18 protein-coding genes are annotated in these 15,281 nt (G+C 67.2%); 12 read left to right on the top strand and 6 right to left on the bottom strand.

Annotated features, from left to right (window positions below; all coding sequences use genetic code 11):
• The first annotated feature begins 1 nt into the window (after window position 1).
• The gene (locus IQ782_RS07555) at window positions 2-1,240 is read left to right on the top strand and encodes an efflux RND transporter periplasmic adaptor subunit (RefSeq protein WP_240989152.1); all 1,239 of its coding nucleotides are present in this window, start codon (window positions 2-4) and stop codon (window positions 1,238-1,240) included.
• A 73-nt stretch (window positions 1,241-1,313) separates the two neighbouring features.
• Here IQ782_RS07555 and IQ782_RS07550 read toward each other — a convergent pair whose 3' ends face one another.
• Entirely contained in the window at window positions 1,314-1,559 is a 246-nt protein-coding gene (locus tag IQ782_RS07550) for an accessory factor UbiK family protein (RefSeq protein ID WP_194134008.1), read from the bottom strand.
• Between the two features lie 94 nt (window positions 1,560-1,653).
• Between IQ782_RS07550 and lgt the strand changes: the two genes are divergently transcribed.
• The 4 genes from lgt (at window position 1,654) to IQ782_RS07530 (ending at window position 5,387) form a co-directional block, all read left to right on the top strand.
• The gene (gene lgt, locus IQ782_RS07545) at window positions 1,654-2,541 is read left to right on the top strand and encodes a prolipoprotein diacylglyceryl transferase (protein WP_194134007.1); all 888 of its coding nucleotides are present in this window, start codon (window positions 1,654-1,656) and stop codon (window positions 2,539-2,541) included.
• Window positions 2,538-3,602 (top strand): class I SAM-dependent methyltransferase, encoded by a 1,065-nt coding sequence (locus tag IQ782_RS07540; RefSeq protein WP_194134006.1) that lies wholly within the window; start codon window positions 2,538-2,540, stop codon window positions 3,600-3,602. Before lgt ends, IQ782_RS07540 begins: the two co-directional genes overlap by 4 nt.
• On the top strand, window positions 3,599-4,354 hold the full coding sequence (gene pgeF, locus IQ782_RS07535) for a peptidoglycan editing factor PgeF (RefSeq protein ID WP_194134005.1): 756 nt from the start codon (window positions 3,599-3,601) through the stop codon (window positions 4,352-4,354). Before IQ782_RS07540 ends, pgeF begins: the two co-directional genes overlap by 4 nt.
• 352 nt (window positions 4,355-4,706) lie before the next feature.
• On the top strand, window positions 4,707-5,387 hold the full coding sequence (locus IQ782_RS07530; protein ID WP_194134004.1) for a Hint domain-containing protein: 681 nt from the start codon (window positions 4,707-4,709) through the stop codon (window positions 5,385-5,387).
• A 47-nt stretch (window positions 5,388-5,434) separates the two neighbouring features.
• On the opposite strand, the gene IQ782_RS07525 is transcribed toward IQ782_RS07530, so the two are convergent.
• Window positions 5,435-5,935 carry an Lrp/AsnC family transcriptional regulator gene (locus tag IQ782_RS07525; RefSeq protein WP_194134003.1) on the bottom strand — a complete coding sequence of 167 codons (501 nt, stop codon included), beginning with the start codon at window positions 5,933-5,935 and terminating at the stop codon, window positions 5,435-5,437.
• Window positions 5,936-6,126: 191 nt separating this feature from the next.
• On the opposite strand from IQ782_RS07525, the gene trxB reads away from it, so the two are divergent.
• The 3 genes from trxB (at window position 6,127) to IQ782_RS07510 (ending at window position 10,272) form a co-directional block, all read left to right on the top strand.
• Entirely contained in the window at window positions 6,127-7,131 is a 1,005-nt protein-coding gene (gene trxB / locus IQ782_RS07520) for a thioredoxin-disulfide reductase (protein WP_194134002.1), read from the top strand.
• Window positions 7,132-7,380: 249 nt separating this feature from the next.
• Window positions 7,381-9,099, top strand: coding sequence for a bifunctional sulfate adenylyltransferase/adenylylsulfate kinase (locus IQ782_RS07515; protein ID WP_194134001.1), 1,719 nt, complete (start codon window positions 7,381-7,383; stop codon window positions 9,097-9,099).
• A 264-nt stretch (window positions 9,100-9,363) separates the two neighbouring features.
• Window positions 9,364-10,272, top strand: coding sequence for an autotransporter domain-containing protein (locus tag IQ782_RS07510; RefSeq protein ID WP_194134000.1), 909 nt, complete (start codon window positions 9,364-9,366; stop codon window positions 10,270-10,272).
• Between the two features lie 19 nt (window positions 10,273-10,291).
• On the opposite strand, the gene IQ782_RS07505 is transcribed toward IQ782_RS07510, so the two are convergent.
• Genes IQ782_RS07505 through IQ782_RS07495 form a run of 3 tightly spaced genes read right to left on the bottom strand, consistent with a single transcriptional unit; the run spans window position 10,292 to window position 11,827 of the window.
• Window positions 10,292-11,176 (bottom strand): PhzF family phenazine biosynthesis isomerase, encoded by an 885-nt coding sequence (locus IQ782_RS07505; RefSeq protein ID WP_194133999.1) that lies wholly within the window; start codon window positions 11,174-11,176, stop codon window positions 10,292-10,294.
• A gap of 9 nt (window positions 11,177-11,185) precedes the next feature.
• On the bottom strand, window positions 11,186-11,413 hold the full coding sequence (locus IQ782_RS07500) for a DUF1150 family protein (RefSeq protein WP_194133998.1): 228 nt from the start codon (window positions 11,411-11,413) through the stop codon (window positions 11,186-11,188).
• Window positions 11,414-11,416: 3 nt separating this feature from the next.
• Entirely contained in the window at window positions 11,417-11,827 is a 411-nt protein-coding gene (locus IQ782_RS07495) for an Hsp20 family protein (protein WP_066104369.1), read from the bottom strand.
• A gap of 159 nt (window positions 11,828-11,986) precedes the next feature.
• Here IQ782_RS07495 and IQ782_RS07490 point away from each other — a divergent pair, with 159 nt between their 5' ends.
• From IQ782_RS07490 to IQ782_RS07475, 4 genes are all read left to right on the top strand, one after another.
• A complete protein-coding gene (locus IQ782_RS07490; RefSeq protein ID WP_194133997.1) occupies window positions 11,987-12,211 on the top strand; it encodes a YdcH family protein in 225 nt (74 codons plus the stop codon).
• 259 nt (window positions 12,212-12,470) lie between these two features.
• Window positions 12,471-13,286 carry a pyrroline-5-carboxylate reductase gene (gene proC / locus IQ782_RS07485; protein WP_194133996.1) on the top strand — a complete coding sequence of 272 codons (816 nt, stop codon included), beginning with the start codon at window positions 12,471-12,473 and terminating at the stop codon, window positions 13,284-13,286.
• A complete protein-coding gene (locus tag IQ782_RS07480) occupies window positions 13,279-13,617 on the top strand; it encodes a tRNA-binding protein (RefSeq protein ID WP_194133995.1) in 339 nt (112 codons plus the stop codon). The genes proC and IQ782_RS07480 overlap by 8 nt, the downstream gene beginning before the upstream one ends.
• Complete coding sequence (locus IQ782_RS07475) at window positions 13,614-14,567, top strand: 2-hydroxyacid dehydrogenase (protein WP_194133994.1); 954 nt, start codon at window positions 13,614-13,616, stop codon at window positions 14,565-14,567. Before IQ782_RS07480 ends, IQ782_RS07475 begins: the two co-directional genes overlap by 4 nt.
• Window positions 14,568-14,616: 49 nt before the next feature.
• On the opposite strand, the gene IQ782_RS07470 is transcribed toward IQ782_RS07475, so the two are convergent.
• A complete protein-coding gene (locus IQ782_RS07470) occupies window positions 14,617-15,204 on the bottom strand; it encodes a thymidine kinase (protein WP_194133993.1) in 588 nt (195 codons plus the stop codon).
• Window positions 15,205-15,281 lie beyond the last annotated feature (77 nt).

The raw sequence follows: 15,281 nt of genomic DNA, 5'->3' as shown, positions 1-15,281 counted from the left end.
CATGGCTCTGAACCGACCCCGCAATCGCACCCGGCTGATCCTCGGCCTCGGCCTTGCGCTGCTGCTTGGGCTGGCGCTGGCCGCCGCCTTCTGGCCGCGCCCCGAGTTGGTGGACTTCGGACGGGTGACGCGCGGGCCGCTGGTGGTAACGATCGACGAGGAGGGCAAGACCGAAGTGCGCGACGTCTATGTGGTGACCACGCCCGTCGCGGGGCGGCTGCTGCGGGTGCAGGCGGTGGACGGCGATCACGTGGTCCAGGGCGACGTGGTGGCGCACATGCGCCCGGCCGCGCCCTCGGTGCTCGACCTGCGCACCCGAGAGCAGGCACGGGCGGCGGTGGCGGCGGCGCAGGCGGCGCTCTTGCAGGCCAAGGCCGAAGTCAACGTGGCGCAGGCGGACGTGGAGCTGGCGGTCTCGGATCACGACCGTGCGAACACGCTGGCGGCGCGGGGCACGATTTCGACGGCGGCGTTGGACCAGGCGCGGACCGCCGCGCTTGCGGCGCAGGCCCGGCTCGAGACGGCGCGCGCGGCCGTGGCCATGCGCGAGGCGGAACTGGCCAACGCGCAGGCGCAGCTCATCGGCTTCGACGATCAGGGGCTGGCCGAGGCGCTGGCCGAAGTCGGGGCCTCGGACATTCCGCTTCGCTCGCCGGTCGACGGGCGCATCCTGCGGGTGGTGGAAGAGTCGGAGACATCGCTTGGCGCCGGGGCCCCGGTGCTGGAGATCGGCAATATCGCGCAGGACCTGCAGGTGGCGGTGGACCTCATCTCCTCGGACGCGGTGCAGGTCGTGCCGGGCGCGCGCGTCATGCTCGACGACTGGGGCGGGCCGGGGCTGCTGGCGGCCGAGGTCGAGCGCATCGCGCCGCTGGGCACGACCGAGGTCTCGGCGCTGGGTGTCGAGGAGCAGCGGGTGCGCGTCATCCTGCGCTTCACCGCCCCGGCCGAGGCGCGCGCGGCGCTGGGGCATGGCTACCGGGTGCTGGCGCGGATCGTGATCTGGGAAGACGAGACCGCTTTGCAGATCCCGCGAAGCGCCGCCTTCCGCGAAGGCGGGGACTGGGCCGTGTTCCGGGTCGAGAATGGCCGCGCGCAGCGCGTGCCGGTGACGCTCGGGCAGGGCAACGGGATGCAGGTGCAGGTTCTGGAGGGGCTGGCCGAGGATGACGAGATCGTGCTCTACCCGCCGGCCGATCTGTCCGATGGCGGTCTCGTCGCGCAGCGGCAGGCGGGGTGAGCCGCGCAGGCCGTGGCCCGGGGCTGGACGCCCCGGGCCGGAACTCAGGATCGGGCGGGTTGCCCGGCGCGGGTCAGCCCTGCCGCTTCTCCAGCGCGTCGAGCCGCGCCTTCAGGGCCTCGTTTTCTTCGCGGGCTTTCTGCGCCATGGCGCGGACCGCGTCGAATTCCTCGCGGGTCACGAAGTCGCGATCCGCCAGCCAGCGGTCGATCACCGACTTCATCGCCGTTTCGGCCTCTTCCTTCGCGCCCTGCGCCACGCCCATGGCGTTGGTCATCAGTTGCGAGAGATCCTCGAATACCTTGTTGCGCGTCTGCATGGGGCTCTCCGTCATATGCTTGGCTCCTATATGGGCCGAGAGGCCCCCGGTCACAAGGTTGACTTCCCCCGGAAACTCCCGTCACTCATCGCGCATGAAAGCTGCCATTCCCTTTCCGCCCCTGTCCTCCGAGGTCTTCTCGATCTCGGTTTTCGGCATGGAATTCGCCCTGCGCTGGTACGCGCTTGCCTACATCGCGGGCATCATCATCGGCTGGCGCATCGCCGTCGCCGCGGTGAAACGCGTGCACCTCTGGCCGGGCGATCAGCCGCCGATGAGCCCGGCGCAGGTCGAGCAGCTGCTGACCTGGGTGATTCTGGGCATCATCCTTGGCGGACGGCTGGGCTTCGTGCTGTTTTACCAGCCCGCGTACTACCTGACGCACCCGGCCGAGATCCTCATGGTCTGGCACGGCGGCATGTCTTTCCACGGCGGCTTCCTCGGGGTGTTGATCGGCTTCCTCGGCTTCTGTCTGAAGAACCGCATCCCGCTCGGCTCGACCGCCGACATGCTGGCGATTTCGGTACCGCCGGGGCTGCTGCTGGGTCGCATCGCCAATTTCGTCAATGCCGAGCTCTGGGGCCGCCCGACGGACCTGCCCTGGGGGGTGATCTTCCCCGGCGAGGCGGCGCAGGCCTGCGGTCAGGCGCTTGGCGCGCTCTGCGCGCGGCACCCCTCGCAGCTTTACGAGGCGGCGCTCGAGGGCATCCTGCTGGGCGGGTTGCTGCTCTGGCTGGCGCTGCGCAAGGGCGGGCTGAAGCGGCCGTGGCAGCTGGCGGGTGTGTTCGTCGCCGGCTACGGCATCGCGCGCTTCCTCGTCGAGCTGGTGCGTCAGCCCGACGCGCAATTCGTCTCGCCGGGCAATCCGCTGGGGCTCGCCTGGCACATCGGCGGCTACGGGCTGACCATGGGCCAGATGCTGTCGCTGCCGATGATCCTCGTCGGGATCGGTCTCATTCTCTGGGCGCGGCGGCGCGCATGAGCGCGCTGCTGCCGCTGCTTCAGGCGCGCATCGCGGCCGAAGGCCCGATGAGCGTGGCCGAATACATGACCTGGTGCCTGCTGCACCCGCTGCACGGCTATTACACCACCCGCGATCCACTCGGCGCGCAGGGCGATTTCACCACTGCCCCCGAGATCAGCCAGATGTTCGGCGAACTGCTTGGCATTGCGCTGGCGCAGAGCTGGATGGATCAGGGCTGCCCCGAGCGGTTCATCCTGGCAGAGCTGGGGCCGGGCCGGGGCACGCTGATGGCCGATGCGCTGCGCGCCATGCGCGCGGTGCCGGGGCTTATCGCCGCGGCCGATCTGCATCTCGTCGAGGCTTCGCCGACGCTGCGGGCCGAACAGACGAAGCGCCTCGGCGGTTTTGCACCAACGTGGCACGACAGCCTTGCCGACCTGCCCGAGGGACCGCTTTTCCTGATCGCCAACGAGTTCTTCGACGCGTTGCCCGTGCGCCAGTTCCTGCGCGACGGAGAGGGCTGGCGCGAGCGCGTGGTGGGCTGGCACGAGGGGCGACTGTCCTTCGGGCTGACCGATATCTCGGCGCAGGCGGCGCTCGAGCATCGTCTGGCGGACACCGCGCAGGGTGACATGGTCGAGACCTGCGCCCCTGCCGAGGCGATCGTGCAGGAGGTCGGGCGGCGCATCGCGGCTTACGGCGGCGTTGCGCTCATCGTGGACTATGGCGACTGGGGCAGCCTTGGCGACACGCTTCAGGCGGTGCGGGCGCATGAAAAGACCGGCGCACTCGATGCGCCTGGCCAGGCCGACCTGACGGCGCATGTGGATTTCCGCGCGCTGGCGCATGCCGCGGCACCCGCCGCCCATGCGCCATTGACGGCTCAGGGCGTGGTTTTGGAGCGGCTCGGGATCACCGAACGCGCGCGGGCGCTGGCGACGCGGCTTTCGGGTGACGCGCTGGAAAGTCACATCGCTGCACATCGCCGGTTGACGCACCCCGGTGAAATGGGAAGTTTGTTCAAGATTCTGGCGCTCTATGCGCCGGACGCACCGACGCCGCCCGGAATGGATACATGACGCTGGAAATCATTACCGCAGACTCCCTGGCTCCGCTCAGGCATGGGTTCTTTACTCGCAGGGGCGGCGCATCCTCGGGGGTATTCGCCGGGCTCAACTGCGGTCCCGGCTCGTCGGACCAGCGCGAGATCGTGGCCATCAACCGCGCCCGCGTGGCGCAGGCGATGGACGTGCCGGTCGAGGCTCTGGTGACCGTCAGCCAAGTGCATTCGCCCAGGGTGGTCACCGTGACCGGACCGCTGACCGACCCGCGACCCGAGGCTGACGGGCTGGTCACCGACCAGCCGGGACTGGCGCTGGCCGTTCTGACCGCCGATTGCCAGCCGGTGCTTTTCGCCGATGCCGACGCCGGGGTGATCGGCGCGGCCCATGCGGGCTGGCGCGGCGCGCAGGGCGGGGTGCTCGAGGCGACGGTGGAGGCGATGATCGCCCTCGGCGCCAGCCGCGAGGGGATCCGCGCCGTGATCGGCCCGACCATCAGCCAGCGCGCCTATGAGGTGGGACCGGAATTTCTTGAGGAGTTCCTCGGCGAGGATCCGGGCAATGGCCGATTCTTCGCTGGCGGTCAGGGAGACCGTGCGCAGTTCGATTTGCCAGCCTATGGGCTGCACCGTCTGCGTGCCGCGGGGATCGAGGCCGAATGGACGCGGCATTGCACCTACTCGGACCCGGAGCGCTTCTTCTCCTTCCGCCGGGCGACGCACCAGCGCGAAGCCGATTACGGCCGCCTGATCTCGGCAATCCGACTCTGAACTGAACGGCTGCGCCCGTCACGATTCGTCCTCATGGTTGCCGAATTGTGTCAAAGCGGTTCCCGAGGGTGAGACAATCCCGCCAGCGGTGTGGGATTATCCGCGCAATACTCGGAAAATTCACCGAAATTTTGACAGAAATGCCAGAATGAGGCCTGATCTGGGCCAGTCGATTAGACGTCCTTCTGTCGTTGTTGGTGGGGGCCAGCACGGATGTGACAGCCTGCCAAGGGATGTTGAAATGACCAGTACTCATCACGCGGCCTTCGGTCGCGAAGGTGTTTTTTCGAAAGAAATTTCCAAAGCTCCGGTCTCTCTCCGGGACGGGCGGCCTCGGCGCGCAAGCTCTCTCATGCGCAAATACGAGGTCGCCGCCTTGTTGCCCGATCTTTCCATATCGATGAAACAGCAGGTGGCCCCGGCGCTGCCGCTCTTCGAGGACGCCTGCTCGGCCTTTGCCCGCGGGACGCTGATCCAGACCACGCGTGGTCCGGTCGCCATCGAGGATCTGCTTCCGGGCGATTACATCGAGACCAGCCGCGGGACGCAGTCGATCACCTGGATCGGCTCGACCACTTACGTTCCAGGGGTGCTCTGCGAGGAAAGCGGGCTCGGTTCGCTGACCCGCGTTACATCCGATGCCTACGGGCTCGGCCGGCCGGCTGCCGACCTGTTGCTCGGACCCTCGGCCCGGCTTGTGGTGACGCGTTCGAGGTTCCGGGCGCTGCTGGGTCAGGACAGCGTGCTGGTGCCGGTTGCAGACGAGGCGGACTGGGACCGTATCGTGCCGGTGACCCCGGCCGGGGGTGTCCAGCTCTACCACCTGATGGTGCGGCACCATGCGACGATCAAGGTCGGTGGGCTCGAAATGGAGACCTACCATCCCGGCAAGGCTTTGCATGCCGTAAGCAGTCCGAACCTGCGGGCGCTGTTCCTGTCAATGTTCGACAATCTGTCGGAGCTTCAGGACTTCGGCGAGCTGTCCATGACCCGCTCCTCGCGCGAGGCGGTGGACAGCCTGATGGCGAGCTGAAGCACGGATAGCCCCCGGCCATATACCGGGGAAGGGCCGGTCCGCCGTCAGGCGGTCCGGCTCAGCCGTTCTTCGAGGACATCGAAGGGCACGCCCGGCTCGTCCTTGGCGCCACGGATGACCAGCGAGGTCTTGACCGAAGCGACGTTCGGCGCGGTCAGCAGCTTCTCGGTCAGGAAGGCCTGGAAGGTCGACAGGTCCGGCGCCACGCATTTCAGGATGAAATCCACCTCGCCGTTCAGCATGTGGCACTCACGCACCAGCGGCCAGCTGCGGCAGCGGTCCTCGAAGGCGCGCAGGTCTGCTTCGGCCTGACTCTGCAGGCCGACGCTGGCAAAGACCTGCACCTCGAAGCCCAGTTCGCGGGAATCGACCTCGGCATGATAGCCCCTGATGAACCCTTGCTCCTCAAGCGTGCGCACACGGCGCAGGCAGGGCGGCGCCGAAATGCCCACGCGGCGGGCGAGTTCGACGTTGGTCATGCGGCCGTCGGCCTGCAATTCTGCCAGAATCTTGCGGTCGATTGGGTCGAGCCTGTGGGCGGGCATGCGTCTTCCTTGAGCTTTTCGCGAATATTATACCAGACGGGACAACGCCGCAATAATCTTTCATATTCTTGAAAGATTCTTAACGGGACGAGATTCCGGGGGAACAGGCAGAGGCGCGGGGTTTGCGTCGCCGCCGCGCGTGGCTATATGCAATTCCCAAACCGAATGCCATAGCTCGCGAGAGGCACGACATGTCCGACACCCGCCACACACGGCTCCTCATCATCGGCTCCGGCCCGGCCGGTTACACCGCAGGCGTCTACGCCTCGCGCGCCATGCTTTCCCCGCTGCTGGTGCAGGGGCTCGAGCCGGGCGGCCAGCTGACCACCACCACCGAGGTCGAGAACTGGCCCGGCGAGACCGAGATCCAGGGCCCCGACCTGATGGTGAAGATGGAGGCGCACGCCCGCGCCATGGGCTGTGAGATCATCGGCGACATCATCACCGACCTCGACCTCGGCCAGCGCCCCTTCGTGGCCAAGGGCGACAGCGGCACGACCTACACCGCCGACGCCGTGGTCCTCGCCACCGGCGCACGGGCGAAATGGCTGGGCCTGCCGACCGAGGATGCGTTCAAGGGCTTCGGCGTCTCGGCCTGCGCCACCTGTGACGGATTCTTCTACCGCGGGCAGGAGATCGTGGTGATCGGCGGCGGCAACACCGCCGTGGAAGAGGCGCTGTTCCTCACCAACTTCGCCTCGAAGGTCACGCTGATCCACCGCCGCGACGAGCTGCGCGCCGAGAAGATCCTGCAGGAGCGCCTGTTCAACCACCCCAAGATCGAGACGCTCTGGCACCACCAGCTCGAGGAGGTGCTCGGCGAGGACATGCCCAAGGGCGTGACCGGCGTGAAGGTGAAGCACGTGACCACCGGCGAGATCAAGGAGATCCCCGCCAAGGGTGTGTTCATCGCCATCGGCCACGCCCCGGCGTCGGAGCTGGTGAAGGACCAGCTCGAGACCCACATGGGCGGCTACGTGGTGACCAAGCCCGGCACCACCGAGACCTCGATCCCCGGTGTCTTCGCCGCGGGCGACCTGACCGACCACAAGTACCGCCAGGCGGTGACCTCGGCGGGCATGGGCTGCATGGCGGCGCTGGAAGCCGAGCGCTGGCTGGCCGAGCAGGGGCTGGACGAGGGCAAGGACACCTCCGAGCCGCTGGGTTACGGCGCGCCGGTCGAACAGGCGTCCTGATCCGCCGCTCCTGACCTGATCCAGAGCGCGATGCCGCCCCGCGGCATCGCGCTTTTTTCATTCCTGCTTTCGTTTCGCGGCGCGGGGCCGGCCACGCTGCGAGATTTCGCGGCGGGCGATGCGGGAATGCCTCACCGCGAAAAGATCGGCCTTCCCTGATAGTTGAAAAATTCTCGAACAGGTTTCTACTGGCGGCATTGATCCATTCAGGCGCGCAGGCGCCGCCCATTCAGTGAAGAGACCAGTTTCATGACGATGCCCAGCAGTCTGGCCCCGATTCCCGAACTCTACGTGTCTTATGACAGTGCCCAGAAGTTGAAGATGGAGGCGGCCGACCTGGTCAGCCACGATCTCAGCCCCCGGCAGATCTGCGACCTCGAACTGCTGATGAACGGCGGCTTCCACCCGCTCAAGGGCTTCCTGTCGGAGGAGGACTACAACGGCGTTGTCGAGACCATGCGGCTTGCCGGCGGGGCGCTTTGGCCGATGCCGATCACCCTCGATGTGAAGAGGGACTTCGCCGAGAAAATCGAGATCGGGCAGGATATCGCGCTGCGCGACCAGGAGGGGGTGATCCTTGCCACGCTGACCGTCACCGACAAGTGGGTCCCGGACAAGGCGAAGGAGGCCGAGAAGGTCTTTGGCGCGGATGACGACGCGCACCCGGCGGTCAACTACCTGCACCACACCGCGGGCGAGGTCTATCTGGGCGGTCCGGTCACCGGCATCCAGCAGCCGGTCCACTACGACTTCCGCGCCCGGCGCGACACGCCGAACGAGCTGCGCGCCTATTTCCGCAAGCTCGGCTGGCGCAAGGTGGTGGCCTTCCAGACCCGCAACCCGCTGCACCGCGCCCATCAGGAACTGACCTTCCGCGCCGCGCGCGAATCCGAGGCGAACCTGCTGATCCACCCGGTCGTCGGCATGACCAAGCCCGGCGACGTCGACCACTTCACCCGCGTGCGCTGCTACGAGGCGGTGCTCGACAAGTACCCGGCCTCGACCACCACCATGTCGTTGCTGCCGCTGGCCATGCGCATGGCCGGCCCGCGCGAGGCGGTCTGGCACGGGCTGATCCGCAAGAACCACGGCTGCACCCATTTCATCGTCGGACGCGACCACGCCGGGCCGGGCAAGAACAGCGCCGGCGAAGATTTCTACGGCCCCTACGACGCGCAGGATCTGTTCCGCCAGCACGAGGCCGAGATGGGCATCGAAATGGTGCCCTTCCGGCACATGGTCTACGTGCAGGAGCGCGCGCAATACGAGCCCAACGACGAGATCGCCGACAAGGACAAGGTGACGATCCTCAATATCTCGGGCACCGAGCTGCGCCGCCGCCTTGCCGAGGGGCTGGAGATCCCCGACTGGTTCTCCTTCCCCGAAGTGGTCTCGGAACTGCGCAAGACCAAGCCTCCGCGTTCGAAGCAGGGCTTCACGGTGCTGTTCACCGGCTTCTCGGGCTCGGGCAAGTCAACCATCGCCAACGCGCTGATGACCAAGCTGATGGAGATGGGCGGGCGGCCGGTGACGCTGCTCGATGGCGACATCGTGCGCAAGAACCTCAGTTCCGAGCTGGGCTTTTCCAAGGAACACCGCGATCTCAACATCCTGCGCATCGGCTACGTCGCGTCGGAGATCACCAAGAACGGTGGCATCGCGATCTGCGCGCCGATCGCGCCCTATGCCACCACTCGCCGCAAGGTGCGCGAGGGAATCGAGGAATACGGCGCCTTCGTCGAGGTGCATGTCGCAACGACGATCGAGGAGTGCGAACGGCGCGACCGCAAGGGGCTCTACAAGCTGGCGCGCGAGGGCAAGATCAAGGAGTTCACCGGCATCTCCGATCCCTATGACGTTCCCGCAAATCCCGAATTGCGGGTCGAGACCGAGGGCACCGACGTGGACAACTGCGCGCATCAGGTGGTGCTGAAGCTCGAGGCGATGGGGCTCATCGCGGGGCACTGAGCTGTCAGTCGCGGGAAGATAGGGAGAGGCCGGGCACGCGCCCGGCCTCGTGCCGTTCTTGAGCCAAGTTGTGCGCGACGCGGCGCCTCTCGCGCGAAATTGAGCGGCCTGCCGTCGCGGAGGGGTTTGATGACCACGACGCGCCGCATATTTCATGGACACACCACACGACCCGAAGGACTCGCCCCGGCGCCCGATGGCGGCGCACGGACTCAACGCTGACGCACGGCAGCATGTCGCCCGACCTCTCTCCCGGAGGACGCCATGAAGACCGCACGCCTGATAAGCGCATTTGCGCTGCTGACCTGCCTGCTTCCGGCATCGCCGGGCCAGGCGGAAGAAGCGCTGCGCTCGGCCTATCGCTCCAGCGTCTCGACCACGCTGAACGCCTCGATTGGTGCGTTTGACAGCGTGCTGGGGCATGCGCTGAACGGCTATGGAAGGGTGCGGATGAACAGCAGGGGCGTGTTCCTGGCGACCAATGCGTCGGACAATGCGCCGCGCATGTGGTGGGCGCTCGAGGCGCGCGAGTATCACGGCAGCACAAACGGCCGAAAGGTCGACATTCTGCTGGGTCTCGAAAGGCCGCTGGGGACCGATTCCCGGCTCGGATTCGCCACTGGCTATGGCGTCGCCGCCTTGGACACGGGACGCGACATCAAGACCCAGACCTTAAGTTTCGCGCCCTATATTGCGACGTCGCTGACCGAGCACATCGGGTTGAAGGCCTGGGCGGCGCTCGCGCGGCCGGATTACCGGCTCGGCAGCACGCCGCGGACGGCCTGGCGCACCGCGGCGGGGCTTAACGCCAGCGGGCGCTACGAGTTGCCGCGGATGAACCTGTCGGGTTCGGCGGGTCTGTCGCTGTCGCAGCAGGTCAGCAGCGGGGTCGGGGACGTCTCGGGCTGGCAGGTGGGCAAACTCTCGGCGACGCTGCGGACCCGCGCCACGCTGCGGCTGGAGCGGAACTTCCGGCCCTATTTCGAACTTGGCTACAGCTACGGGGCGTGGGTCGATGCAGGCAGCTCTGGGGAGACGCAGGCTCCCAGCCTGAAGACGGGACTGAGCTGGAGCTACAAGAAACGCAGCTTCACCATGAGTCTCAATGGCACGCAGGTGTTCGATCCGGTGCAGCCGCTGGTCCTGAGCACCAATTACAACATCCGCTTCTGAGCCCCGCGACAGGGGCGGCTCAGATGTGAATGTCGCCCGAGATCAACACGTAGGCCTGCCCGGCCACCTGCACGCCACGGATCGCTTCGGGCGGGCCGAGCACCTCGACCTGCGCCTGTCCCGGCCGGCCCATGCCATGACCTTGCTCTGCGATGAAGCAGGGGCTTTCCATCAGTCCCTTTGACCAGAGGTAGGCCGCCATCGCGCCGGTGGCAGAGCCGGTGAAGGGATCCTCGGGGGGGCTCGGCGGGGGCAGCAGCAGCCGGGCATAGGTGTCGCCGGCCGCGGTCGCGCCCTCGAGCGTGACGAGGAAGGGTTCGGCAAACTCGGCCTCGCCCCGCCCCATGGCGGTGCGGAGGCGGACCAGCGCCTCGGGGTCCAGCACGGCGCGCTCCAGCGCGGCACGATCCTTGAGCACCGTCACGCAGCAGGGCAGCCCGGTCGAGACAAGTTGCGGCTGGCCGAGGATGTCGGAGGGCGACAGCGAGACCGCATCCGCCACCAGCGCCTTGTCGGGGCAGACGCCGAAGAGCGGGGCGTTCTGGGTCATGACAATGCGCGGCGGGCTCACCGAGCGGTCGATCTCGATCGGGACGATACCCGCCTTGGTCTCGAGCGTCAGCGTCTCACCCGCGACCAGCCCCCGGTGCAACAGCGCCGCAACCGTGGCGATGGTGGGGTGCCCGGCAAAGGGAATCTCGCCGCCGGCAAGGAAGTAGCGCACATGCACGTCCGCCACGTCGGAGGGGCCGGTGAAGGTGCATTCGACCAGCGAGGTCTCGCGCACCACGGCCTTGCAGGTCTCGTCGTCCAGAACCGCGCCGCCGTGCAGAACGGCGCAGCCGTTGCCGCCAAACGGCCGGTCGGTGAAAGCGTCGACCCAGTCGAGCGGCAGCGAGGTCACGCCGCGCCCTTAGTGGACGGTGACGGGGGCAAGGTCGTTCTGCCGCGCCAGCGCGAAGGCAAGGCCGCGGTCGCGCACCAGCGCCAGCCGCTCGCCGTCGGCGCGGTGCACCGCGTAGAGGCGGGTCTGGTCGCCGACCTGATCCTGCACGTCCTGCGGCAGGTCGCTCACTTCGACGGAGCGGACATAGACGATGCGCTCGGCGTCGAAATCGGAAAAGTCATATTTCGTGTTCATGGCTCAACCCTTTCTGATGTTGATGGTCTGCACCACCGTCTCGGGACGGGACATGGTCAGATCCACATGCAGCAGACCGTTCTCCATGACCGCTTCCCCCACCTCGACCCCATCGGCCAGCACGAAGCTGCGCTGGAATTGCCGCGCCGCGATGCCGCGGTGCAGGAAGATCCGGTCGGACCCGTCGTCGCGCTGCCGACCGCGGATCACCAACTGGCGGTCCTCGACGGTGATGGCGAGATCGGCCTCCGAGAAGCCGGCCACGGCGAGCGTGATCCGGTAGGAGTGATCCGACGTCTGTTCGATGTTGAAGGGGGGGTATCCCTCGCTCGACTTGGCCGTGCGCTCGAGCAGGCGCTCGAGCTGCTCGAAGCCGAGCATATGCGGATAGGAACCCAGGGTCAGTTTGCTCATGACATGTCCTTGACAGGGAAGCGACCGTCCGCCGGGCCCCGTTAGCGGCAACCCGACACTTGCGAATATGGGAAGCACCGCAAGGCAGTGCAAGGGCTTTGCGGGCGCGGCAAGAGTTGATATTCTATCACTTCCCGTGAGGCCTTAGGACTGATCCCCATGAATGCGCCGCAAGACATCTCGATGAAGACCGAAGAGGTGTTGCGTGTGGAGCTCGAGGTTTTCAAACGCGAGCACCGCGATCTCGACGAGGCGATCCTCGCGCTGCAAGAGCGCGGCACCGCCGACCAGCTGACCCTTCAGCGGCTGAAAAAGAAGAAGCTCTTCCTCAAGGACAAGATCGCGATGATCGAGGATCGGCTGACCCCGGATATCATCGCCTGACCGGCCCCGGCAGAGGTCTGCCGGAGGCTCGTCCCGCGCGGCTTGACCGCTCGCGGTTTCTGCGCCCTCCCGGAGCGCGGGGGCTGGGCTAGGACGGCCGCGTGGCCGACTTGCATCTGGCCCGCGAAAGCGTGCCCTGCCGGGATATTTGCCCGCGCATGACGCAGAAAGGCCCCACTCTTCCGTCCTTTGGCCGGGGCCGTTGCGCGATCTGGCCTGCCCGCGTATCACTGCCGCGACGTCGACAGGAGGGATCGCCATGAAGGACGGTGAGCTGGCGCAGCGCGGCTTGGTGCTGCTGGGATGCGGGAAGATGGGATCGGCCATGCTGGAGGGCTGGCTGGGACGGGGGCTGCCGCCTGCCTCGGTCTGGGTCAACGACCCGCGCCCCTCGGACTGGGTGAAAGCGCAGGGCGTGCATCTGAACGAAGCGCTGCCCGCCAGTCCGGCGATCGTGCTGATCGCGGTGAAACCTCAGATGATGGCCGACGCGCTGCCGGTGCTGGCGAGCTACGGCAATGCCGACACGGTGTTCCTGTCGGTGGCCGCCGGGGTGACCATTGCCACCTACGAACGGATGCTTGGCGCGCAGACCCCGATCATCCGCGCCATGCCCAACACCCCCGCCGCCGTGGGGCAGGGCATCACCGCGATCGCAGGCAATGCCATTGCGAGCCCCGAGAACCTGGCGATGGCCGAAGAGCTTCTTTCGGCCGTGGGCGAGGTCGTGCGGCTTGAGGGCGAGGGGCAGATGGATGCGGTCACCGGCGTCAGCGGTTCCGGCCCGGCCTATGTCTTCCACATGATCGAATGCCTCGCCAAGGCTGGTGAGGCCGAGGGGCTGGCCCCCGAGCTGGCCATGCAGCTCGCCAAGGCCACCGTCGCGGGTGCGGGTGCGCTGGCGATGCAGGCCGCCGAGGATCCGGCGCAGCTGCGCAAGAATGTGACCTCGCCCAACGGCACCACACAGGCAGGTCTCGAAGTTCTGATGGATGAGGACAAGGGGCTGCCGCCGCTGATCCGTGCCACCGTCGGAGCCGCCGTGCGCCGCTCGGAAGAACTGGCCAATGGCTGAGATCAGCTACGACGACTTTCTCAAGGTCGATATCCGCGTGGGCCGCGTGACCCGCGCGGAACCCTTCCCCGAGGCGCGCAAGCCCGCCATCAAGCTCTGGATCGATTTCGGCCCGGAGATCGGCGAGAAGAAGAGCTCGGCGCAGATCACCGTGCATTACGCGCCCGAGGAGCTGGTCGGTAAATCCGTGATGGCGGTGGTGAATTTCCCGCCTCGGCAGATTGGCCCCTTCATGTCCGAGGTTCTCGTTCTAGGTTTCTCGGATGAGAGGGGGGCGATCGTTCTGGCGACGCCCGACAAGACCGTACCGCCCGGAGGACGCCTGCATTGACCAAGATCCTGATCGCCCGAAACCTGCCCGAGAGCGTCGTCGCCGAGGCGCGCGAGGCCTTCGACGTGACCTACCGCGACCGGCCCGACCCGATGAGCCGCGACGAGATGCTCGCCTCGCTGACGGAGTATGACGGCGTACTGGTGACGCTGGGCGACAGCTACAACGCCGAGGTCTTTGCCGCCGCTGGCGTGCCGCGGGCGCGAATTCTCGCCAACTTCGGTGTGGGCTTCAACCACATCGACGTCGAGGTGGCGCGCAACGCCGGGGTCACCGTGACCAACACCCCCGGCGCGGTGACCGATGCCACCGCGGACATCGCCATGACGCTGATGCTGATGTCCTGCCGCCGCGCGGGCGAGGGTGAACGCATGGTGCGCGCGGGCAGCTGGCAGGGCTGGCACCCGGTGCAGATGCTGGGGCTGCACATGACCGGCAAGACCGTCGGCATTCTCGGCATGGGCCGTATCGGCCAGGCCATCGCACGGCGCTGCCACTACGGCTTCGGCATGGATGTTGCCTACATGAGCCGCTCCGAGAAGGCGCTCGACCATCCGGCAACGCGCTACGACACGCCCGAGGAACTGGCGGCCAATGTCGACATCCTCGTCACCGCCCTGCCGGGCGGCGCGGCAACGCGCCACACGGTGAATGCGGATGTGCTGGCGGCGATGCGGCCGCACGCGCATTTCGTCAATATCTCGCGCGGTGACGTGGTCGACGAGGCGGCGCTGATCGCGGCGCTGCAGGAGAAGCGTATCGCCGGGGCGGGGCTCGACGTCTACGAGTTCGAGCCGCAGGTGCCCGAGGCTCTGCGCGATCTCGACAACGTGGTGCTGTTGCCGCATCTCGGCACCGCCGCCCTGGAAGTGCGCGAGGAAATGGGCCGCATGGCCGTGGCCAACCTCTGCGCCTTCTTTGCCGGAGAGCCGGTACCCAACCCGGTCTGATTGCCTGCGCCCCGGACGTGCCGCGTCCGGGGTTGCCCCAGGTGCCGCCTCAGGCGGGCGTATCGCCCATTGCCGCGCGCCAGTGCTTGCGGCAGAGCGAGACATATGTCTCGTTGCCGCCGATCTGCACCTGTGCCCCGTCGGTCAGCGCCTTGCCCGAGCCGTCCTGCCGGATGACCATCGTCGCCTTGCGGCCGCAATGGCAGATGGTGCGCACCTCGCGCAGCGAATCCGCCAGCGCCAGCAGCGCCGCCGAGCCGGGGAAGAGCTGGCCGCGGAAGTCGACCCGCAGCCCGTAGGCCATCACCGGCAGGCCCAGATCGTCCACCACCCGCGCCAGTTGCCAGACTTGCTCTTCGCTGAGGAACTGCGCCTCGTCGATGAAGACACACGCCAACGGCGTCTTGTCATGCGCCGCGGCGATGACCGCGAAGAGATCATCCTCGGTGCCGAAAGTCTCGGCTTCCTGCCCCAGTCCGATGCGCGAGCCGATGCGGCCGAGCCCGGCGCGCGTATCGAGCTGCGCGGTCAGCAGGAAGACCTCCATGCCGCGCTCGCGGTAATTGTGCGCCGCCTGCAGGAGCAGCGTCGACTTGCCGGCGTTCATGGTGGAGTAGTGGAAATGCAGCTTGGCCATGGCGCTCTCCTGCCGCAGCGGCGCGCGCGGTGCAAGCCTGACCCCGCAGACGGTCCCGGAAGCGGGACGGATTTGCC

It is taken from the genome of Salipiger mangrovisoli (genome assembly GCF_015223355.1).
GTDB lineage: Bacteria > Pseudomonadota > Alphaproteobacteria > Rhodobacterales > Rhodobacteraceae > Salipiger > Salipiger mangrovisoli.
Note: the sequence above shows the minus strand (reverse complement) of the source record. Positions and strands in the feature narration are given on the sequence as shown.